Source organism: Nonomuraea sp. ZG12, assembly GCF_052068115.1.
Classification (GTDB): Bacteria; Actinomycetota; Actinomycetes; order Streptosporangiales; family Streptosporangiaceae; genus Nonomuraea.
Genome location: NZ_JBQHCW010000022.1, coordinates 1 through 20,806 on the forward strand (window position 1 = coordinate 1; position 20,806 = coordinate 20,806).

21 protein-coding genes, 2 tRNA genes and 1 riboswitch are annotated in these 20,806 nt (G+C 67.6%); of the genes, 12 read left to right on the forward strand and 11 right to left on the reverse strand.

The genetic code is table 11. From position 1 onward, the window contains the following. Positions 1-377 precede the first annotated feature (377 nt). The 6 genes from ACTMTF_RS37920 to ACTMTF_RS37945 form a co-directional block, all read right to left on the reverse strand. On the reverse strand, positions 378-2,945 hold the full coding sequence (locus ACTMTF_RS37920) for a valine--tRNA ligase (RefSeq protein ID WP_441114980.1): 2,568 nt from the start codon (positions 2,943-2,945) through the stop codon (positions 378-380). Between the two features lie 80 nt (positions 2,946-3,025). Then, positions 3,026-4,309, reverse strand: a complete 1,284-nt coding sequence (gene clpX / locus ACTMTF_RS37925; protein WP_189137239.1) for an ATP-dependent Clp protease ATP-binding subunit ClpX — start codon at positions 4,307-4,309, stop codon at positions 3,026-3,028. A gap of 175 nt (positions 4,310-4,484) precedes the next feature. Further along, positions 4,485-5,108 carry an ATP-dependent Clp protease proteolytic subunit gene (locus ACTMTF_RS37930; protein WP_441114981.1) on the reverse strand — a complete coding sequence of 208 codons (624 nt, stop codon included), beginning with the start codon at positions 5,106-5,108 and terminating at the stop codon, positions 4,485-4,487. Positions 5,109-5,118: 10 nt separating this feature from the next. Next, positions 5,119-5,751 carry a ClpP family protease gene (locus tag ACTMTF_RS37935; RefSeq protein WP_189137237.1) on the reverse strand — a complete coding sequence of 211 codons (633 nt, stop codon included), beginning with the start codon at positions 5,749-5,751 and terminating at the stop codon, positions 5,119-5,121. A gap of 187 nt (positions 5,752-5,938) precedes the next feature. Beyond that, the gene (gene tig / locus ACTMTF_RS37940) at positions 5,939-7,333 is read right to left on the reverse strand and encodes a trigger factor (protein ID WP_441114982.1); all 1,395 of its coding nucleotides are present in this window, start codon (positions 7,331-7,333) and stop codon (positions 5,939-5,941) included. A gap of 151 nt (positions 7,334-7,484) precedes the next feature. Then, entirely contained in the window at positions 7,485-8,351 is an 867-nt protein-coding gene (locus ACTMTF_RS37945) for a helix-turn-helix domain-containing protein (RefSeq protein ID WP_397016620.1), read from the reverse strand. Between the two features lie 248 nt (positions 8,352-8,599). Between ACTMTF_RS37945 and ACTMTF_RS37950 the strand changes: the two genes are divergently transcribed. Then, a complete protein-coding gene (locus ACTMTF_RS37950; RefSeq protein ID WP_397016618.1) occupies positions 8,600-9,061 on the forward strand; it encodes an ATP-binding protein in 462 nt (153 codons plus the stop codon). 30 nt (positions 9,062-9,091) lie between these two features. Here the strand turns inward: ACTMTF_RS37950 and ACTMTF_RS37955 are convergent, their stop codons facing one another. Both ACTMTF_RS37955 and ACTMTF_RS37960 read right to left on the reverse strand, forming a co-directional pair. Continuing rightward, complete coding sequence (locus ACTMTF_RS37955) at positions 9,092-9,244, reverse strand: hypothetical protein (protein WP_441114983.1); 153 nt, start codon at positions 9,242-9,244, stop codon at positions 9,092-9,094. A gap of 140 nt (positions 9,245-9,384) precedes the next feature. Next, positions 9,385-9,633, reverse strand: coding sequence for an SCO4226 family nickel-binding protein (locus tag ACTMTF_RS37960; protein ID WP_441114984.1), 249 nt, complete (start codon positions 9,631-9,633; stop codon positions 9,385-9,387). A gap of 168 nt (positions 9,634-9,801) precedes the next feature. Between ACTMTF_RS37960 and ACTMTF_RS37965 the strand changes: the two genes are divergently transcribed. Beyond that, complete coding sequence (locus tag ACTMTF_RS37965) at positions 9,802-10,434, forward strand: hypothetical protein (RefSeq protein WP_441114985.1); 633 nt, start codon at positions 9,802-9,804, stop codon at positions 10,432-10,434. A 1,176-nt stretch (positions 10,435-11,610) separates the two neighbouring features. Here ACTMTF_RS37965 and ACTMTF_RS37970 read toward each other — a convergent pair. Then, positions 11,611-11,687, reverse strand: a tRNA-Pro gene (locus ACTMTF_RS37970). A gap of 89 nt (positions 11,688-11,776) precedes the next feature. Here ACTMTF_RS37970 and ACTMTF_RS37975 point away from each other — a divergent pair. The 3 genes from ACTMTF_RS37975 to ACTMTF_RS37985 all read left to right on the forward strand — a co-directional run bounded on the left by ACTMTF_RS37975 (position 11,777) and on the right by ACTMTF_RS37985 (position 13,939). Beyond that, positions 11,777-11,847 (forward strand) — tRNA-Gly (locus tag ACTMTF_RS37975). 92 nt (positions 11,848-11,939) lie between these two features. Beyond that, positions 11,940-12,569, forward strand: a complete 630-nt coding sequence (locus tag ACTMTF_RS37980) for a uridine kinase (RefSeq protein ID WP_441114986.1) — start codon at positions 11,940-11,942, stop codon at positions 12,567-12,569. Positions 12,570-12,628: 59 nt separating this feature from the next. Further along, complete coding sequence (locus tag ACTMTF_RS37985) at positions 12,629-13,939, forward strand: TrpB-like pyridoxal phosphate-dependent enzyme (protein WP_397016579.1); 1,311 nt, start codon at positions 12,629-12,631, stop codon at positions 13,937-13,939. A gap of 43 nt (positions 13,940-13,982) precedes the next feature. Here the strand turns inward: ACTMTF_RS37985 and ACTMTF_RS37990 are convergent, their stop codons facing one another. After that, on the reverse strand, positions 13,983-14,105 hold the full coding sequence (locus ACTMTF_RS37990) for a 50S ribosomal protein bL37 (protein ID WP_397016577.1): 123 nt from the start codon (positions 14,103-14,105) through the stop codon (positions 13,983-13,985). A gap of 102 nt (positions 14,106-14,207) precedes the next feature. Here ACTMTF_RS37990 and ACTMTF_RS37995 point away from each other — a divergent pair, with 102 nt between their 5' ends. The 7 genes from ACTMTF_RS37995 (at position 14,208) to ACTMTF_RS38025 (ending at position 20,369) form a co-directional block, all read left to right on the forward strand. Then, the gene (locus tag ACTMTF_RS37995; protein ID WP_397016575.1) at positions 14,208-14,987 is read left to right on the forward strand and encodes a DeoR/GlpR family DNA-binding transcription regulator; all 780 of its coding nucleotides are present in this window, start codon (positions 14,208-14,210) and stop codon (positions 14,985-14,987) included. Then, complete coding sequence (galT, locus tag ACTMTF_RS38000) at positions 14,984-16,063, forward strand: galactose-1-phosphate uridylyltransferase (RefSeq protein WP_441114987.1); 1,080 nt, start codon at positions 14,984-14,986, stop codon at positions 16,061-16,063. The genes ACTMTF_RS37995 and galT overlap by 4 nt, the downstream gene beginning before the upstream one ends. A gap of 66 nt (positions 16,064-16,129) precedes the next feature. Continuing rightward, positions 16,130-16,264: riboswitch (cyclic di-AMP (ydaO/yuaA leader) on the forward strand. 59 nt (positions 16,265-16,323) lie between these two features. Next, positions 16,324-17,250, forward strand: a complete 927-nt coding sequence (locus tag ACTMTF_RS38005) for a coiled-coil domain-containing protein (RefSeq protein WP_441114988.1) — start codon at positions 16,324-16,326, stop codon at positions 17,248-17,250. Between the two features lie 179 nt (positions 17,251-17,429). Next, positions 17,430-17,657, forward strand: a complete 228-nt coding sequence (locus tag ACTMTF_RS38010; protein WP_441114989.1) for a hypothetical protein — start codon at positions 17,430-17,432, stop codon at positions 17,655-17,657. A 132-nt stretch (positions 17,658-17,789) separates the two neighbouring features. After that, on the forward strand, positions 17,790-18,218 hold the full coding sequence (locus tag ACTMTF_RS38015; protein ID WP_441114990.1) for a hypothetical protein: 429 nt from the start codon (positions 17,790-17,792) through the stop codon (positions 18,216-18,218). A 152-nt stretch (positions 18,219-18,370) separates the two neighbouring features. Beyond that, positions 18,371-19,381 carry a phosphotransferase enzyme family protein gene (locus ACTMTF_RS38020; protein ID WP_441114991.1) on the forward strand — a complete coding sequence of 337 codons (1,011 nt, stop codon included), beginning with the start codon at positions 18,371-18,373 and terminating at the stop codon, positions 19,379-19,381. A gap of 508 nt (positions 19,382-19,889) precedes the next feature. Beyond that, complete coding sequence (locus ACTMTF_RS38025) at positions 19,890-20,369, forward strand: hypothetical protein (RefSeq protein ID WP_441114992.1); 480 nt, start codon at positions 19,890-19,892, stop codon at positions 20,367-20,369. Between the two features lie 61 nt (positions 20,370-20,430). Here ACTMTF_RS38025 and ACTMTF_RS38030 read toward each other — a convergent pair whose 3' ends face one another. After that, positions 20,431-20,796, reverse strand: a complete 366-nt coding sequence (locus tag ACTMTF_RS38030) for an MmcQ/YjbR family DNA-binding protein (RefSeq protein WP_441114993.1) — start codon at positions 20,794-20,796, stop codon at positions 20,431-20,433. Positions 20,797-20,806: the final 10 nt, after the last annotated feature.

The following is a 20,806-nucleotide window of genomic DNA, read 5'->3' on the forward strand; positions in this document are numbered from 1 at the left end:
CATAAATGACGGGGTTGTGCATCATGCACTGGCTTTTAACACACTGTTGAGTTCTCAAGAAACGGACGCGTACATCCCCACACGATCCGATCACTCAGACCGAGCAGCGGAGGCGCTCGTTTCGTCTACCGAAGACTATCAGATCCGGACGATTCTTGTCAAACCGCCCGATTCGGGATCTTTCGGACGCCCCTCTCGAGGCAACCCTCACAACTTACCCGAACTTTCAGCCCTTGTCCAATCACGCGGACAGGCCCGAAGATCGGGATCCATCTGAGGAGTGTCGGGGCTGATCGGCCCCGCGTTGAAAACTGTAGCAGCCCCGGAGACGGGGAAAGTCCGTTCCCTGGTAACGAAACAGCTTTCCCCGTCTGGGTCTAGCTCAAACCCAGCGCGGCGAGCTGGCTCTCAAGCCGCTCGATGTCGGCCGCGGCCTGGTCGGCCCGCCCTCTGACCTTGGCCACCACGTCCTCGGGTGCCTTGGCCATGAACTGCTCGTTGCCGAGCTTGGCCGCCACCTGAGCCGCCTCCTTGCGCGCGACCGCCAGATCCTTCTCCAGTCGCTTGCGCTCGGCCGCCACATCGATGGCGCCGGCCGTGTCGATCTCCACCCCGACGCCGCCCACCGCGAAGCGAGCGGTGGCCGAGAACGCCTCTGACGGCTGGGTGAGCCGCAGCAGCGAGCGGATCGCCCCCTCCTGCCCCGCCAGGGCCGTGCCGGTCAGCGCCAGCCGTGCGGCGACCTTCTGCCCAGGCTTCAGTCCCTGGTCGGACCTGAACCTGCGCACCTCCGTCACCAACTCCTGGAGGGCGACGATCTCCGCCTCCGCTTCAGGATCGGTGTAGCGGGGATCGACCTCTGGCCAGGCGGCCACGACGATGGACTCGCGGCCGGTGACCGCCCGCCACAGCTCCTCGGTGACGAACGGCACGAGCGGATGCATGAGCCGCAGCAGCGCGTCGAGCACATGCCCCAGCACCAGCCGGGTGTGCTCGATCCCGTCTCCGAGCTGGATCTTGGCCAGCTCCAGATACCAGTCGCAGACCTCGTCCCAGGCGAAGTGGTAGAGCAGGTCGGAGGCCTTGGCGAACTCGAAGTCCTCGAAGGCCGCGTCCGCCGCCTTGGTCACCGTCTGCAGTCTGGACAGGATCCACCTGTCTGCCGCCGTCAGCTCCAGCCCGTCGAGCGATCCGACGGCCGCGCCGTTCATCAGCGCGAAGCGGGTGGCGTTCCAGATCTTGTTGCAGAAGTTACGCGAGCCGGCCGCCCACTCCTCGCTCACCGCCACGTCCGCGCCGGGGTTGGCGCCACGCAGCAGGGTGAAACGGGTGGCGTCGGCGCCGAAGCGCTCGATCCAGTCGAGCGGGTCGACGACGTTGCCGAACGACTTCGACATCTTCTTGCCGTACTGGTCACGCACCATGCCGTGCAGGGCCACGACGCGGAACGGCGGCTCGCCGTCCATGGCGTACAGCCCGAACATCATCATCCGGGCCACCCAGAAGAACAGGATGTCGTAGCCGGTCACCAGCACGGAGGTCGGGTAGAAGCGCGCCAGCTCCGGCGTCGCCTCGGGCCAGCCGAGGGTGGAGAACGGCCAGAGCCCGGAGGAGAACCAGGTGTCGAGCACGTCCGGGTCCTGGACGTAGCCCTCGGGGGGCGTCTCGTCCGGTCCCACGCAGACGACCTCGCCGGACGGGCCGTACCAGACGGGGATGCGGTGTCCCCACCACAGCTGCCGGGAGATGCACCAGTCGTGCATGTCGTCGACCCAGTCGAAGTAGCGCTTGGCCAGCTCCGGCGGGTGGATGCGGGTGCGGCCGTCACGCACCGCGTCGCCGGCCTCCTTGGCCAACGGCGCCACGTTGACGAACCACTGCAACGACAGCCTCGGCTCCACGACGGTCTTGCAGCGTGAGCAGTGGCCGACCGAGTGGACGTACGGGCGCTTCTCCTCGACGATGCGCCCCTCGGCGCGCAGCGCGGCGACCACCGCGGGGCGCGCCTCGAACCGGTCGAGCCCCTGGAAGGGGCCGTGGGCGGTGACGACGCCGCGCTCGTCCATGACCGTCAGGGAGGGCAGTGAGTGGCGGCGGCCGATCTCGAAGTCGTTGGGGTCGTGCGCGGGTGTCACCTTCACCGCGCCGGTGCCGAAGGACGGATCGACGTGCTCGTCGGCCACCACGGGGATCATGCGACCGGTGAGCGGCACCTCGACCAGCGTGCCGATCAGGTGCGCGTAGCGCTCGTCGGAGGGGTGGACGGCCACGGCGGTGTCGCCAAGCATGGTCTCGGCCCGCGTGGTGGCCACGACGATGTCGTCGGAGTAGCGGATGGAGACCAGCTCGCCATCGTCCTCGCTGTGCTCCACCTCGATGTCCGACAGGGCGGTCAGGCAGCGCGGGCACCAGTTGATGATGCGCTCGGCGCGGTAGATCAGCCCTTCGTCGAAGAGCTTCTTGAACATCGTCTGGACGGCTCGGGAGAGCCCCTCGTCCATGGTGAAGCGCTCACGATCCCAGTCGACGCCGTCGCCGAGCTTGCGCATCTGCCCGAGGATCTTGCCGCCGGACTCCTCCTTCCACTCCCAGACCCGGTCGATGAACGCCTCGCGGCCCAGGTCGTGGCGGGACTTGCCGGACTTGGCCAGCTCGCGCTCGACGACGTTCTGGGTGGCGATGCCGGCGTGGTCCATGCCGGGCAGCCACAACGTCTCGTGCCCCAGCATGCGGGCCCGGCGGGTCAGCGCGTCCTGGACGGAGTGGTCGAGCGCGTGCCCGATGTGCAGGACACCGGTGACGTTCGGCGGCGGGAGGACGATGCTGTACGGCACGCGCGAGCTGCCCGGGTCGGCGCGGAAGTAGCCTTCGGACACCCATCGCTCGTAGCTACGGGTCTCGACGTCGGCCGGGGTGTACTGGGTCGGCAGCTCTGGCGTTGTCACAGTGACCAATTCTAGGGAGACGGGAAAGGGAAACGCCCCATGGAGTGCATCCACGGGGCGCTTGCGCTGGTCGGGAAAGCTCAGGCCGACTTCTCTCGTGGGGTGCGCTGCTGCTTGGCGGCGAGCTGGTCACGAGGTACGAGAGTCGGGATGGCATGCTCGATCACCGACTCGCGGGTGATGACCACTCGGGCCACATCCTGCCGGGACGGTACTTCGTACATGACCGACTGGAGCACTTCCTCCAGGATGGCGCGCAACCCGCGGGCGCCGGTGCCGCGCAGGATGGCCTGGTCGGCGATGGCCTCCAGTGCGCCGTCGGTGAACTCCAGCTCCACGCCGTCGAGCTCCAGCAGCTTGTGGTACTGCTTCACCAGCGCGTTGCGGGGCTCGGTGAGGATCTGGATGAGCGCCTCACGGTCGAGGTTGTGCACCGAGGTGATGACCGGCAGGCGGCCCACGAACTCGGGGATCATGCCGAACTTGAGCAGGTCCTCGGGCATCACGTCGCCGAAGATGTCGGCCGTGTCGACCTCTTCCTTCGAGCGGATGATGGCATTGAAGCCGATGCCCTTCTTGCCGATGCGCGACTCGATGATCTTTTCGAGCCCCGCGAAGGCGCCACCGCAGATGAACAGCACGTTGGTGGTGTCGATCTGGATGAACTCCTGGTGCGGGTGCTTGCGGCCGCCCTGCGGAGGAACCGAGGCCGTGGTGCCCTCGAGTATCTTCAGCAGCGCCTGCTGCACACCCTCGCCGGAGACGTCGCGCGTGATGGACGGGTTTTCGCTCTTGCGAGCGATCTTGTCCACCTCGTCGATGTAGATGATGCCGGTCTCGGCCTTCTTGACGTCGTAGTCAGCGGCCTGGATGAGCTTGAGCAGAATGTTCTCGACATCCTCGCCGACATAGCCCGCCTCGGTGAGGGCGGTGGCGTCGGCGATGGCGAAGGGCACATTGAGCATCTTCGCCAGTGTCTGGGCCAGCAGTGTCTTGCCCGAGCCCGTGGGGCCGAGCAGCAGGATGTTGCTCTTGGCCAGCTCTAGGCCGTCGTCTCTGCCCCGGTCACCGGACTGCACCCGCTTGTAGTGGTTGTAGACCGCCACCGAGAGAGCCTTCTTCGCCGAGTCCTGACCGATGACGTAGGCGTCGAGGAACTCGTAGATCTCCCTCGGCTTGGGCAGGTTGTCCCACTTGAGCTCGGAGGACTCGGAGAGCTCCTCCTCGATGATCTCGTTGCAGAGATCTATGCACTCATCGCAGATGTAGACGCCTGGACCGGCAATGAGCTTTTTGACTTGCTTCTGACTCTTCCCGCAGAAAGAGCACTTCAGCAGGTCTCCCCCGTCGCCGATGCGTGCCACCCCAGATACTCCTTTGCGTGGGACCGTCCTGCTCCCGCGATCCGTATCCTCCGGACCCGGTCCGAACCGCTCAGGTTTCGACGTTACCGTCTTCTGGGCCCACAGTGAGCCCCCTAGCGGCGAGTCGCACCGGAACGTGCCTTATTGGGCAGCGCTCCGGTGCCTCACGTCTCGTCTAGGAAGCGACGGCCTGAGCTCGCTTCTTCCTGGACGGGATAATGTCGTCGATCAGACCATACGCCTTTGCCTCGTCCGCGTTGAGAATTTTGTCGCGTTCGATGTCCTTGCGGACTTCGGCGGAGGACTTCCCGGAGTGCTTCGCCACGATGTCCTCGAGGAGGTTTCGCATGCGCAGGATCTCGCGAGCCTGGATCTCGATGTCGCTTCCCTGGCCGCCGCCCTCGGTGGACGGCTGGTGGATCAGCACCCTGGCATTGGGCAGCGCGAAACGCTTGCCCGGGGTGCCGCCGGCCAGCAGCACGGCCGCGGCGGAGGCCGCCTGGCCGAGGCAGACGGTCTGAATCTCCGGCCTGACGAACTGCATCGTGTCGTAGATCGCCGTCATGGCGGTGAAAGACCCGCCGGGCGAGTTGATGTAGATGCTGATGTCACGGTCGGGGTCGAGCGATTCGAGCGTCAGCAACTGCGCCATGACGTCGTTGGCCGACGCGTCGTCGATCTGCACTCCGAGGAAGATGATGCGATCCTCGAAGAGCTTGTTGTACGGGTTCATCTCCTTCACGCCGTAGGACGTGCGCTCGACGAAGGAGGGGAGAACGTAGCGGCTTTGAATGTTCACTTTAGCTCCCCTAAGAGACGGGGCCCTGCGAGGGCACCTGCCGCGCGCTTCGCACGACGTGGTCGATGAAGCCGTAGTCCTTGGCCTCGTCGGCCGTGAACCAGCGGTCGCGGTCGGAGTCTGCCTCGATCTGCTCCAGCGGCTGACCGGTGTGGACCGCGATCCGCTCGGCCAGTGTCTTCTTCACGTAGAGCATCTGCTCGGCCTGGATGGCGATGTCCGCCGCGGTGCCACCGATGCCGCCCGAGGGCTGGTGCATCATGACGCGGGCGTGCGGAAGGCCGAAGCGCTTACCACGCGCACCTGCCGAGAGCAGGAACTGCCCCATCGAGGCCGCCAAGCCCATCACGACCGTGGAGACGTCGTTGGGCACATACTCCATCATGTCGTAAATCGCCATGCCGGCAGTCACGGAGCCGCCAGGCGAATTGATGTAGAGAGTGATGTCTCGCTCCGGGTCGTCCGCGGCCAGCAGCAGCAGCTCGGCACAGATCCGGTTGGCGATCTCGTCATTGACCTCCTGGCCGAGCACGATGATGCGCTCGCGCAGCAGGCGCTGGTAAAGCTGGTCCTCAAGCCGGAACGACGTGCCGTTCTCACGGCCGCGCGACTCAGGCTGAAAGGAGGTCGGCGGGCTGGTCACAGCTTCACCTTCCGATGCGTCGTAATCGATTGGCTTTGCTTGTGACCCTAACGCGCGCCGCCCACAGCTCATGCCCGGTCTACGGGCTGTTCGCTGACGGCGCAGGTTCGGGTCAACGGACGCTACCTCCAGGTAAGCACGAAGCCCCCAGGCCAGAGCGACTGGGGGCTCGGTGCTCGGGCGGAGGCTACGCCTCGTTCTTCTGCTCTGCGGGCTCCTCGGCGGACTCCTCAGCGTCCTCCTCGACGACCTCTTCACCGCTGATCTCGGTGTAGATGGCCTTGAGGTCGACCTCGTTGCCCTCGCCGTCGACGATCTTGGCGGCGTCGCCGATCACGGACTTGGCCTTGTCGCGGACGATCTCGACCATGGCCAGCGTGAGCTGGTCGTTGTCGGCCAGGTGCTGGGCCAGCTGGTTGGGCTGGACGCCCATGTCCATGGCGCGGCGGACGACGAAGTTGGTGAGCTCCTGCTCGGAGACGCCCAGCTCCTCGGCCTTGACGATCTTGTCGAGCACGAAGCCGACCTTGATCGCCTTGGCGGAGCTGGTCTCGAACTCGCTCAGGCGCTCCTCCTCCGTCGTCTGGTTCAGACGGAAGAACGCCTCGCGGCTCAGGCCGCTCTCGGCGATCTGGTGCTCGAGGTTGTGCGTGCGGGCGTCGATCTCGGCCTTGAGCGCGCTGTCCGGGATCGGGATCTCGATCTGGTCCAGCAGCGTGTCGAGCGCCTTCTCGCGGGCCTCGACGACCTGCTCGATGAGCTTGTTGCGGCGGGAGCCCTCGCGGATGCTGTCCTTGAGCTCCTCCAGCGTGTCGAACTCGCTGGCGAGCTGGGCGAACTCGTCGTCGAGCTCGGGCAGCACCTTCTCCTTGACCGACTTGACGTTGATGATCACGTCAGCCTCCTCGCCGGCGTTCTCGCCGCCGACGAGCTCGGTCTTGAAGCTCTTCTCCTCGCCCGCGGACATGCCCTCGAGCGCGTCGTCGAGGCCCTGCAGCACCGAGCCGGCGCCGACCTCGTAGGAGACCTCGCTGGCCTGCTGCTCCTCGATGTTCTTGCCGTCGATCTCGGCCCGCAGGTCCATCACGACGAAGTCGCCGGAGGTGGCCGGGCGCTCGACGCCGGTCAGCGTGGCGAACCGCTGGCGCAGCGCGTCGAGCTGGGTGTCGATGTCGGCGTCGGAGACCTCCGCGGACCCGACGCTGACCTCGATGCCCTGGTAGTCGGGCACGTCGAAGTTGGGCCGGATGTCGACCTCGGCGGTGAACTCGATCTGCTCGCCGTCCTCGATCTTCGTGACCTCGATGTCAGGCTGGCTGACCGGGAACACGTCCACCTCGTCGACGGCCTGCCCATAGAGCTTGGGCACCGCGTCGTTGAGGGTCTCCTCCAGCACCACCGCCCGGCCGAAGCGCTGCTCGATGATGCGGGCCGGGACCTTGCCAGGACGGAACCCGGGGACGCGCACCTGCTGCGCGACCTTCTTGTATGCCGCATCCATGCTCGGGCGCAGCTCGTCGAACGGCACCTCGACAGTGAGCTTGACCCGGGTCGGGCTGAGCTCCTCGACAGCGGTCTTCACGGGGTGGTCTCCTTGATCAAGCTTCGAGTGATCGCGGGCACGTCCATTCGATTACGGCTCGGGCGCCGCGCCCACGTGATCTGCGCTGGGCATGCTCCGCCACGGCGGGATCCAAGCGCCGTCTGTCAGTCTAGGGCAGGCGCGGCAGCTCTCAGAACTCTTCCGCGATGGCGCGCAGCAGCTCGACGGTCTCATCCGGGGTGGTGCTGACAGCGCACAGCCGCTCCATCACCTCGGTGTAACGGTCCACGTCCTCGCGCTTGTCCAGGTAGAGGGCGCTGGCGAGCTGCTCGACGTAGATCACGTCGGGCAGGTCGTGATCGGGGAAGCGCAGGATGCTGAACGCGCCGCCCTCGGCACTGTGGCCGCCGAAGCTGAACGGCATGATCTGGATCGTGATGTTCGGCTGGCGCATCAACTCGGCGAGGTGTTCGAGCTGGGCCCGCATGACCTCGGCGCCGCCGATGGGGCGGCGCAGCGCCGCCTCGTCGATGACCGCCCAGAAGACTGGGCCGTCGGGTTTGTCGAACACGCGCTGGCGTTCCAGGCGCAGGTCGACCCGCCGGGAGATCTCCTCGGGGCCGATCCCGGCGGATCCCGCCGTGACGACGGCGCGCGCGTACTCCTTGGTCTGCAGGAGCCCCGGCACGAACTGGACCTCGTACGTCCTGATCCGGGCCGCCGCCTCCTCGAGGCCGACGTACGCCTGGAACCAGGTGGGCAGGATGTCGTTGAAGCGGTGCCACCAGCCGGGCTCGTTGGCCGTGACGACCAGGTCGAGCACGGCGGCGCGGGCTTGGTCGTCGACGACTCCGTAGAGCGTGAGCAGGTCGGCCACGTCGCGCTCCTTGAATCCGACCCGGCCGAGCTCCATGCGGCTGATCTTGGATTCGGAGCCTCTGATGAGGTGACCCGCCTCCTCGCGGGTGACTCCCCTGCTTTCGCGCAACCGGCGAAGCTGGGAGCCGAGGAGGATGCGCAACGCCGTCGGCCCGGAGCCCGGCTGGTTCTGCGTCACGTTGCCTCCTATCAAGGTCCGCACACACAGTGACACCACATCGCTGGGTATGACAAGGTCTCAACCTGGTGTCCGATTCGGATACGTAACCAGTTACCGCTCATGCGGCTGCACATGGCACATGCACGTGCATTTGGGTCTTGCAGCGACACCTGATGGTGTCCCATGATGGGCTAGTGCATTTTGGGCGAAACATGCACGAACTCAGACGGAAACTGGGAGGTACGGGCGGGATGGTGGAGGACCCTTTGGCCACTGCCGACTGCCTGCAGATCACCCGGGAGTTCGGCTTCGACCACCTGCTGACCTCGGGGAAGCCGTACACCACCTCGTGCCCCCTGCCCTTTCAGGCCGATTCGGTCAAGACCGCCAGGGACGTGACGCGCTCCACCCTCCGCGGCTGGGGCCTGCCGGAGCTCGGCGACGACGCGGCGCTCGTTGTGTCGGAGCTCGTGACGAACGCCGTCAGGTACGCGATGTACGCCCGGGGCCGGCGCGAGATCACCCTGCTGCTGATGCGGGTGGTGCCGCACGTGCTGCTGGCCGTGGCCGACCCCAGCGACGACGTGCCCCGCCCCAAGGAGCCGGACTTCATCTCCGAGAACGGGCGCGGCCTCTACATCGTCGAGACGTACAGCCAGTGCTGGGGCTGGGACCCGCTGACGCATGGCGGCAAGGCCGTGTGGGCGCTGTTTCGGACCGAACCGTAAAACCACCACCGCCCTGTTCGGCCCGGCCGGTCAGTCGCCGCGGCGTTCCAGGAAGAACCACGCGACCAGACACAACAGGCTGAACACGCAGAAGATCGCCACGAGGGTCGTCGAAGAGACCATGAAGGCGGCGAACAGCGACACTGCCGCAGCGACGGCGACCGTCGAGGAAACACGCATCATGGGTGCATCCTTCCTCGTTTCCGGCCGACGCGCTCCACGCCAGTAATTCAGAGAAGGCCGCCTGGCGACGCCGGACGCCGTCGCTCGACGCGGAAGGTGGCGGCGATTCGGTGACTGCTCTCGTTCGCCCTGGTTGCCGGTCAGACGATCAACGGCACAGGGTGGACCTCGTCGGCCGGGTGGCCGGCCCGCTCGTGGATGCGCTGGATCGCCTCGGCGCTGGGCCCCTCCGACAGGCAGCAGACGAAGCCCTGTTCGGGGTCGGCCCAGGCGCGCTCGAAGGTCACGCCCTCCTCGCCCTGGATCGCGAGGTCGGCTTCGTGCGCCTCCCGGAGCTGGTCCGCGGTGATGCCGACCATGCCGTGATGGACGTCGATGAACTTGGTCATGGGTCCTCCTCGGGCCATCTCCTCTCAGAGTAGGCAGGGCGTAAGCCCTCAAAAACCCATCACTCCCCCAAGAAGTCGCTGTATCGCATCACGGCGGGCCGATATGCGAACTATCCGTAAAGGTCGCGCATCTCGTGATTCGTGATCAAGCAGACGATGACCGTGGCGTTGGTGATCGGCTCGGTTCTGGCAGGAACGAGCGCCGCCCACGCCACCACCGCCACCGCCACCAAGATTCCTGAGCATTTCCTGCTGACCGAGCGCGCGGCCGCTGAGGGCTCGGTCGTCATGGACGAGGAGTGGTGGGAGATCAGCGACAACCTGTCGCGCCGGCTCGAATTCAATCCCTGCCGCTCGAAAGGGAAACCCCGCGACGGCCGGGTGGCGATGCGCACCATCACCTACCTCACCAGCGCACCCTCGGGCGTCAGCGAACAGCTCGTCCTGTACAGGGATGCGAGATCCGCCCAGGCTGCCTTCCGTAAGCTCCGGGCGGACCTGGCGAGGTGCTCGAAGCCGGCGGTGGCGGAGCGCGACCGGTTCGGCTACGTGGGCAAGCCGTCGCGCGTCGGAGACGAGGCCCGGTCGGTGGCGGGTTACGACTACGACGCGCACGGCAGGCGCCTGGCCCAGTCCGACGACCTGGCGGTCGTCGGCCGTCGAGGCGCCGCTCTGTTCCTCTACACCGCCAACGCCAGGGGCCGAGGAGCGAAGAAAGAAATCACCGGTCAGGCCAGAAAAATGGCGAAAAAGGTATGCGGCCTTCCCAAGGTGTGCGGCAAGAAGACCGGCTCACGCTGAGGTGGCTTTTCAACCCCTGCCCCCGGTGGGACGTACCGTGCCTGCTCGCGGCATGCCTGCGCTCAACCGATGGCATCCGTTGAGCTCGACGGCGCTCCCGTGTCGGCAGATCTGCTGACTCCCTCAATGTCCCACCTGCGGGCGACTCTCCTCGCACCCCCTGGAGGCCTACGACGCGGTGGACTTCAGGGCCTGGCCGATCGCGGAGCCGTCGAGCGACCGCCTTCCCGCCCTGTCCGGCCGGATGTCTTCCGCCGGAGTCGGAAGCCCCTGATCGCCCCGGCGGGCTGCGCTTCCGCGACACGCCAGCCTCTGTAGGTGATCATCGCTGGGCCGTGGTCACTCCAGCCGACGTCCAGGCACACACCTGCCTGAGACAGGCGGATTCGCTCGTTGGTCTCCACGCAGGGCAGCCCTGGTTCCAAGAGGACGACGCCATGGCCGAGCGCACCGGCGAGGAGTAACGGTATTCCCTCGTTGAGATGAAAGTGCGCGGTGTCGTCGGCCTCGCCGAACGTGGCGGCTGTCACCAGATTCCGGCCTCCGCCGTAAAGAGCGAGGACGTCGTCCAGGGTGGCGCTCGTACACCAGGTGATCCACGTGGTGTCCCCTATGACGTCGGCAACCCGCTCGTAGTCAGTCACGGTGTGATCCTGCCGTTCACTACCGAGGGACATCAAGAGCTGGACGCATCGCCGAGGAGCAGGTGGGACAGGCCGCCGGGAAGAAACCGGCGGAATATCACACATTTGCCTATTTGTGCCCGAAAGGCCCCATAGGAATCCCTGTGTGCACGAAGTCGCGGAGTGGGACTTCCGGGACGACAAACACTTGTACCAGCATATGATCCGCCGGAATGCGGTCGAGGCGTTCAAATCTTTCGCGCCCGAGGGTGACATTGCATCGGACCAGAGCGACGCCACCGAACTGCCGATGTTTCGCAGACCAGCCGGCCAGCGAGTAGACATCGACTGGAGAGAAGCCCTGCTCTCACGCTTCAGGCAAGCCAGAACGCGGGAGCCAGGCTCAGCGTGAGCCCATGTTCAGCGTTGCCCACCGGAAGCGGATCCGCCCGTAGCCCGGTCGGACGCCGTGACGATGGACCGGCGTCTTCGGGCGCCGGCGGAGGCGTGGTCACGCAGACGGCCCCTTCCGATTCGGAAGGGGCCGTTGAGCTGGTCGGGGCGACAGGATTTGAACCTGCGACTTCTTGCTCCCAAAGCAAGCGCGCTGCCAAGCTGCGCCACGCCCCGTTACGTCGGTTACGCACACGCTCCGGGACTCCGGTACGCTTACGCCCTGACGACCGGATGAAGTCTAGTCCAGAGTTCGACCGGTTCGCGCGGACGTAGCTCAATGGTAGAGCCCTAGTCTTCCAAACTAGCTACGCGGGTTCGATTCCCGTCGTCCGCTCTCGGCACGAAAGGCCAGGTCATCCCCATGGGGAGCCTGGCCTTTCGCATCCGCGCGTCCGTGCCGGATTCGCGGCTCGTAGGCTCACAGGGGTGCGGGCACGACCGATCTCCATGGAATCGCTGGTCGATGAGCTGGCCGAGTCGATCTCGGGTCGGCCTCGGGACGCCTGGGTGCGGGTGGCCGTGGACGGGGCGGCCGCGGCGGAGCCCGGGAAGCTGGCCGATCGGCTGGTCGCGCCGCTGCGGGTGCGGGGGCGGACGGTGTTGCGGGTGTCCGCGGCCGACTTCCTGCGGCCCGCCTCGCTGCGGCTGGAGTACGGGCGGATCGATCCGGACGTGTTCTACGACGACTGGCTCGACACGGCGGCGCTGGCGCGGGAGGTGCTGGAGCCGCTCGATCCGGGGCGGTCGGGCAAGGTGCTGCCCGCGCTGTGGGACAGCCGGGTGGATCGGGCCTTCCGGGTGCCGTACGAGACGTTGCCCGCCGGTGGGGTGTTGCTGCTCGACGGGACGCTGCTGCTGGGCAGGGGGTTGCCGATCGAGGTGAGCGTACATCTGTGGTTGTCGGAGGGGGCGCTGGCGCGGCGGACGGCGGAGGACGAGCGGTGGCGGTTGCCCGCGTACGAGCGGTATGAGCGGGAGGTGCGGCCGGCGGATGTCGCGGATGTGGTGGTGCGGGCGGATCATCCGCATCGGCTGGCGGTCAAGGTCGCACGGTGACACCGCGACACCCGGCCACGAGCCTGGAACCCGGTCGCTGACCGGCGCAGACTGGGACGATGATCCCCAGCCACTGGTACAACATCGTTCCCGACCTGCCCACGCCGCCTCCGCCTCCGCTGCACCCGGCCACCAGGCAGCCTGTGGGGCCGGAGGATCTGGCTCCGCTGTTCCCCATGGAGCTCATCCGGCAGGAAGTGAGCCAGGAGCGGTTCGTCGCCATTCCGCAGGAGGTGCTCGACGTCTACCGGCTCTGGCGGCCCACTCCGCTGCTGCGGGCGCGCAGGCTGGAGAAGGCGCTCGGCACGCCGGCCCGCATCTACTACAAGTACGAGGGCGGCTCCCCGGCGGGCTCGCACAAGCCCAACACTGCCGTGCCGCAGGCCTACTACAACGCCCGCGAGGGCGTGCGCGGCCTGACCACTGAGACCGGCGCGGGACAGTGGGGCAGCGCGCTGGCCTTCGCCTGTGCCCAGTTCGGCCTGGAATGCCAGGTCTGGATGGTGCGGGCCTCCTACGAGCACAAGCCGTACCGGCGCTCGCTCATGCAGGTGTACGGCGCGACGGTACACGCCAGCCCGTCCCCGGTGACGATGGCGGGGAGCAAGGTGCTGGCCGGGGAGCCCGACTCGCCGGGCAGCCTGGGCATCGCGATCAGTGAGGCGGTCGAGGTGGCCGCCGCCGAGGCCGACACCCGTTACGCGCTCGGCTCGGTGCTGAACCATGTGCTCATGCACCAGACGGTGATCGGCGAGGAGGCGCTGGCCCAGCTCGACGAGATGCCCGACGTGATCATAGGCTGCACCGGCGGCGGCTCGAACTTCGCCGGGCTGGTCTTCCCGTTCCTGCGCGAGAAACTGGCCGGGAAGATCGATCCGACGCTGCGCGCCGTCGAGCCCGCCGCCTGCCCCTCGTTCACGCGGGGCCGTTACGCCTACGACTTCGGCGACACGGCGGGGCTCACGCCACTGCTGAAGATGCACACGCTGGGCCACGACTTCGTGCCCGACCCCATCCACGCGGGCGGGCTGCGCTATCACGGCATGTCGCCGCTGCTGTCGCACCTGTACGAACTGGGCCTGTTCGAGGCGGTCACCAAGTCGCAGTCGGAGTGTTTCGAGGCGGGCGTGCGGTTCGCCCGCACCGAGGGCATCGTCCCCGCGCCGGAGCCCACGCACGCGCTGGCCGAGACCATCGCCGAGGCGTTGCGCTGCAAGGAGAGCGGCGAGGACAAGGTGATCCTCACCGCGCTGTGTGGCCACGGCCACTTCGACCTGGGCGCCTACGACCGCTACCTGTCCGGCCGGATGGAGGATCTGACACTGTCGCAGGAGCGCATCGACGAGGCCCTCAGCGAGCTGCCGGGGTAGGCTCCGCCCGTGGTGAGGGAGCTCACCGCGGGCGGGTGAACCGTCAGCGCGCGGTGGGGCGCTTGCCGTGGTTGGCCTTCTTCTTCCTGCGTGCCTTGCCCTTACGGGCGCGCCTGGCCATGGGCTCATCCCTCCCGGATTCGGGGTGCGGCTTGCCGTCCTCCAACGTCTCTCCTGGGCCGGTCAAGCACAAGCCCATCCGATGACCTAACATTCCCCAACATATGCGTGTCATAATTTGGTGGAATCTGTTGGAAGGAGCGGGGGCGTGCTCGCACAGCAGCGGCAGCAGGCGATTCTCGAACGCGTCCGCGGTGCCGGCGGCGTCCGGGTGGCCGATCTCGTACGCGAGCTCGGCGTCTCCGACATGACCATCCGCCGCGACCTCGAGGTGCTCGCCGAGCGCGGGCTGCTGGAGAAGGTGCACGGCGGTGCGACGGCGCTCGGCCCCGGCTCCACCGAGGAGCCCGGCTTCACCGCCAAGTCCGCCCGCCAGCAGCAGGAGAAGGAGCTGATCGCCCGCCGCGCGGCCCGGCTCGTGCGGCCGGGCACCGCGGTCGCGCTCTCGGCGGGCACCACGACGTGGGCGCTGGCCCACCACCTGATCGGAGTGCCCGAGCTCACGGTGATCACCAACTCGGTCCCGGTCGCCGACGTCTTCCATCGCAACCCCCGCGCCGACCGGACCGTGGTGCTCACCGGCGGCGTCCGCACGCCCTCCGACGCGCTGGTCGGCCCGGTGGCCGTGGCGGCGATCCGCCGGCTGCACGTGGACACCCTCTTCCTGGGCGTGCACGGAATGAGCGCGCGGGCCGGGTTCACCACGCCCAACCTGCTCGAGTCCGAGACGGACCGGGAGCTGGTGACCGCCGCGCACCGGCTGGTCGTACCGGCCGACCACACCAAGTGGAACACGATCGGCATCAGCACCATCGCCGAGCTGACCGAGGCCGACGTGGTCATCAGCGACGCGGGGCTGCCCGAGGACGCACGTATGGAGCTGGCCGAACGGGCCGGCGAACTGATCATCGCGGAGGGCTCGCAGTGAAGCGCACCATCACCCATCTGGCCGACGGCCGGGAGCTGATCTACTTCGACCGGCGCGACGACGCCGACCGGAGCGCGATCGACCGGCGGCCCCTCGGGCCGCGGCCGGTGGCCTCCGAGCTGCGCTACGACCCGCTGACCGAAGAGTGGATCGCGATGGCGGGGCACCGGCAGACGCGTACGTTCCTGCCTCCGGCCGACGAATGCCCGCTCTGCCCGTCGTCCGACACCCGGTCGTCGGAGATCCCGGCGCACGACTACGACGTGGTGGTGTTCGAGAACCGCTTCCCGTCCTTTTCCGGAAATATCGGCTCTTATGAGGAAGCGGGCGGGCTGAGTGAAGTCCGGCCGGGGTTGGGACGGTGTGAGGTGGTGTGCTTCACCGCCGAGCACTCCTCCTCCTTCTCCCGGCTCTCCGACGAGCAGGTCGAGCTGGTCATGGAGGCCTGGGCGGACCGCACGGCGGAGCTGTCCGCGATCGAGGGCGTGGAGCAGGTCTTCTGCTTCGAGAACCGCGGCGAGGAGATCGGCATCACGCTCTTCCACCCGCACGGCCAGATCTACGCCTACCCGTACGTGACTCCCAGGACCAAGCTGCAGCTCGCCGCCGCCCGCCGGTACGCCGAGCGGCATCAGGGCCGCAACCTGTACGCCGACGTGCTCGACGCCGAGCGGGCCGGGCCTCGGGTGGTGGCGGCGAACGAGCTGTGGACGGCCTTCGTGCCCGCCGCCGCCCGCTGGCCGTTCGAGGTGCACCTCTACCCGCACCGGCAGGTGCCGGACCTGGCCGCGCTGTCGGAGGCCGAGCGGTCCGCCTTCGCGCCGCTCTACACCTCGGTCCTGAGGGCCCTGGACGGCCTGTTCGACGTCGCGATGCCGTACATCTCCGCCTGGCACCAGGCGCCGGTGCGGCAGGACCGTGAGCTGGGCTATCTGCACCTGGAGCTGTTCAGCATCCGGCGGGCGCCCGGCAAGCTGAAGTTCCTGGCAGGATCGGAGTCGGCCATGGGCGCCTTCGTCAACGACGTGCCCCCGGAAGAGGCCGCGAACATGCTTCGATCACAGGTAGATCACTGATTGATTTCCGATTGGAGTCGCGTTACCCGGGATCTACCACTAATATCCCTTGAGGCACGGCCGTAACGCTGTGCCACGCCTAATCCGGGCGAGTCGCCTGGAGCCGGGGACCCACCGCATCTGGGGTGAATCCACTTCGGTGGTAGGGAGCTCTCTGACCCGAACCCGTCAGCTAACCCGGTCGGCTGAGGGAGAGGAACCCGTTCGTGGCGGCAGCGTCCCCCGCGCACCTTGCCATTGGCGTCATCAGCGTGGCGGCGGTGATCTTCATTCCAGCGACGGTGTCGTCCGCGACCACCGTCACCACCACCACCGCTGAGCCCAAACCGACCGAGGCCAAGCTCCGTAACGAGCTCAAAGGGCTGAACCAGAAGGTCGACAAGCTCATCGAGCGTTACAACCTCAAGCGGGTCGAGCTGGCCAAGGCCAAGCAGGCCGCCGAGGCGGCCGAGAAACGGCTCGCCGCCGCCGAGGAGGCGCTCACCGCCGCTCGTGGGCGCGTCGCCGAGCTCGCCAATCTGCGTTATCAGAACGGCGGCATGCCGCTTCCGGCGTTGGTGGTGCCGCCCGACGGCGCCGCCGCGGCCCTGCTGGAGCAGGTCACCGCCGATCAGACGGCCCTGGTTCAGGACGTGTTCGACGCGCGCGACGAGAAGAAGAACGCCGCGGACGAGGCTGCGGCGCTGGCCCGCGACATCAGCGCCGACACCGCCGAGGTGGCCGAGCAGCGCGACGAGGCCGAGGACGTCATCGGCGACATTCAGAAGAAGCTCAAGGACCTCGTCCCGTTCAGCACCGGCCGCCGCTCCGACGGCAGCTGGGCGCCCCAGCTGCCGTCGGGCCCCGACAACATCACCGCCCGCACCCGGCTGATGCGCGAGCAGTTGCAGAAGAACTTCAAGCTGCCGTTCGCGGTCGGCTGCTTCCGCTCGGGTGGCGGCGGCGAGCACCCGCTGGGCCGGGCGTGCGACTTCATGATGAGCACCGGCGGCAGCCTCCCCAGCGCCGTCCACAACGCGCTCGGCGACAGCATCGCGGAGTGGACCGTCGACAACCGCGACAAGCTCGGCGTCAAGTACGTCATCTGGAAGCAGCGGATCAACCACGGCTCCGGCTGGAGCACGATGTCCGACCGCGGCAGCGTCACCGAGAACCACTACGACCACGTGCACGTCTCCATGCACTGATAAGGGGACGAGTAGCATCTGATGAGCTATTCGCACTCTTGAAGAAGGCGTTTCAGCGGGTCGTCGGTCTGTGAGGGTGGCGTCCGCCGAGGTCGTCCTGTGCGTTGGTGCGTGGCCAACTGCCTGCCACTTTCCGGGTTCGCCGGACGGGATCGCATCTGGCGCGAGGTGGTGTTCGGGTGCAACGGGTCTCGGTGGAGGGTGCCGCACATCTGGTGCTCGCGGACGGCGTGGTGCCGTTGCACCCGCAGGATGCGGTGTTCGCCGCGATGCTGACGGGGTGGGAGCGGCTGCCGGCCGCCTCGACGATCAAGACCCGGGTGGATCTGGTCCGGCGGTTCGCGGCATTCACGGGCACGCCGTGCCGGCTCCGCATCATCAACTCCGGCAAGGCCGGATCACGGTGAGCCCGCACTCTGCGTCACCTGCTACCCGCGAACCCAGGCCAAGGTAACCTGCTCCAACTGCGGCGAGCTAGCGCCACCCGTCGTGGTTGCGGGCGGCCGCACCGGCACCAGGCCCCCGCGTGCTTCAGTTGCATGCTCGCCGATCGCGTGGACGCCTTGCTCACCGGAACTGACGGAAGCATCGCAGCGGCACTACTTCCGCTGCGAGAGGCCATTCTCGCGACGAACAACGCCCAGGCCGCCCTCTCCCACTTAGGCCGTAGCCGAGCCCACGACGTCCTGGCCGAGATCGCCGCCGGACGTGCCCCGCTCACCCACGCCACCCTGGACCAGCACGGCCCCATCATTGCTCTGTTCGCGCGCACCCACCTGCTGCGACGCCTCCGCAGACACCTCAACGGCTCCGCACTCCAGCCTGGAGCGGCCTACCGGGCACGCGCCGAACTCGCCGCCAGCAGTCTCTTCCTCACTCACCTGCGCCGCCGAGGGCGCACCCTGGCCACCTGTCGACAGATCGACCTGAACGCCTGCATTGCCAGTCCTCGGCTCACGATCGACTGATGGCCGCTTCTGGTCGTACCTCAGCTCTACCCGAGTCAGAAAAGCGCGGCCCCGGCTGGTCGGCCAGAATTGGAACCCCTTGCTGACTCTTGATATGAGAGGGCCTATAACCGGTTGCGCGCCGGCCTGGGCATGCCGCCAGAATGGGGCGCATGACCGCGCCCGCCGACCTGGAGTTCATGGCCGGGCTGCTAGCAGCGTGGGGTTTTCCCCTGGACACGACGATCAGCAGAGCCGAGCAGGGGACCAACAACCAGACGTTCCTGCTCCGCCAGGGAGGCCTCCGATTCGTGCTCCGGGTCAGCCAGACCCTGTCCGCCGCGCAGGTCGGCGCCGAGCACCGGATCCTGCAGCGGCTACGGCAGGCCGGACTTCCCTTCCAGGTGCCTGAGCCGGTCGCCGCGCCCAGCGGGGACATGGTGATCGAGACCGCGGCCGGGCCCGCCACCGTCTGCCGGTGGATCCCCGGCGTGCGGCCCGACCTCACGGGCCAGACGGCACTCAAGCGCTTCGGCCGGGCGGCCGGGCTGCTCGGCGAGGCGATGCTGGGCGTGCCGCCAGAAGACGGGCTGGGGGACTGGCGAGGTGACCCTCTCCTGGCGCACCCCGCCGTGCCACACGTCGGCGTCCTTTGCCGTCAGCTGCGCGCCGCCGGGATCAGCGCGGAGCGGGCCGCCCGCCTCGACGCCGTGGCACGCCGTGTCGGGCAGGAGTGGTCCGCGGCCGGCGGCGGGCTGCCGACCCAGGTCATCCACGGTGACCTGGCAGCCTGGAACGTGCTGGTCGACGAGGACACTGCGGAGGTGAGCGGGCTGCTTGACTTCGAGTTCGCCGGGGTCGGCTTCCTGGTCCAGGAGGTTATGGCCGCGCTGTTCTACAGCGGGGCCCTGGAGACGCGCGACTGGCAGCCCCGCACGGCGGCCTTCCTCCGGGGGTACGCCTCAATCCGCCGGCTGGACGCCGCCGAGGCCGACGCGCTGCCCCGGCTGCTCCTCGCCCGGGCGGTCGGCAGCGTTCTGTGGCGGGCGGGCCTCTGGCTGAACGGGAAGGCACAGCTCGGCGAGGTCGCCGACCGAATCCGCAAGCTGGAGGACACGACCCGCTGGCTCGACGCCAACGGTGGAAAGCTCCGGTCACTCGCGGCCGCCGGCGGGAACGGGTGACTCGGAAGTACGGCTGGCGCGCGAGTCCCACGACGGAGCTCGGTCCCTCGATATTTTCGCAGGTCAGAGAGTTCGCGATTCGCTCATGGCCGGAATTCCTGTTACCTCGGCTGACCCCTGGCATGGCCAGGTGTCGGAGGTGCTGGCGGCGTGAGTGATCTTTGAGACACCGGCGGAACGGATCTGAACTATGCCAGCTCGTAGAGACCCGTGCCGTTGTTCCTCCAGGATTCAAGCCCACACCACTCGAGAAGACACCCCTCATGCGCGAAGAGATCATCAAGACCGGCGATCTCGATGACGCCCTCTCGATACTGGCCGACGAAGCCCCTCACGCCGAGTTCTTGGAGGCGATGACGCAGGTCCTAGCGTCTTGCGACGCGGCGGGCGTCCGATCGGCAACGTCTGGAGCTTCGGCCCCTGACTCTCCGCCACTAAACCGCGAACCTTCCAGTTCGGCACCGATCACCTGGCCTTCCACCTGACCGACAGCCTCGGGTTGTCATCGATGATCAACGGCATCGGCGACAACTACTCAGCATGGCGGAACGTGCGCTGGCATCCGTTCAGGATGCTGTCCAGGGCGGCCTTCCTCGGCTGGGTCGTGCTGGACATCGGCGCCTACCGCTCCGGCGCCCTGGGGCTGGGCCGCTCGGTCGCGCTCGGCCTGATGTCGGCCCTCGCGCTCGGGACGCTCAAAGGCACCCAGATCCCGCAGTCCGTCATGGCCGCAGGCAGACTCTGCGCCGCGTTCGTCCCCCTGGGCGTCTCCCTGCTACGCGGCGGCCCCCCGCCGAGCAGACGCGCCGTGCTCTGGCTCATCGTCGTCCTCGGATGGCTCGTCCTCGGCGCGGCCTTCGGTCCCACCTTGGCACCGTTCACGCGGGGGCTGAGGACTCACCGGTGCCGCGCGAAGCACCGCCGTGGCCGTCAGGCGATCTCGGGACTCGACCAGGGACGGAACGATCATCGATCGACCCTGCGATGACCCGCGTACAGCTGAGCCAGGAGCCGGCCGAGCGCGCGCCGTCGATCGCCGGGTACGGATTTCAGTGAGGGCTGACCTGAATCAGCTCGACAAGGGACTTGGGCGCTATCTGGCGATAGGCGTCCACCACGATCTCCGCGATCTCCTCCCAGTCGACGTCCTCGACGTCCAGGTAGACGCCGAGCCAGCCCCGGTGGCCCACGTACGGCGGGCGGAAGAACCGCCCCGGATCCGCGGCCACCAGCTCCTCCTGGACACCCGCGGGAGCGGCACACCAGAAGGCCAGCCGGTCGTCATGGTGGTGGTCGGCGTACATGACGAACGTCTTCTTGCCCCGGATGAACCAGGTGGGCTCACCGTGGCTGAGTCGCTCGGTCGTTTCGGGCAGGGCGCGGCAGATCTCTCTCAATGCTGCAAGAGGGTCCATAATCGGAGAG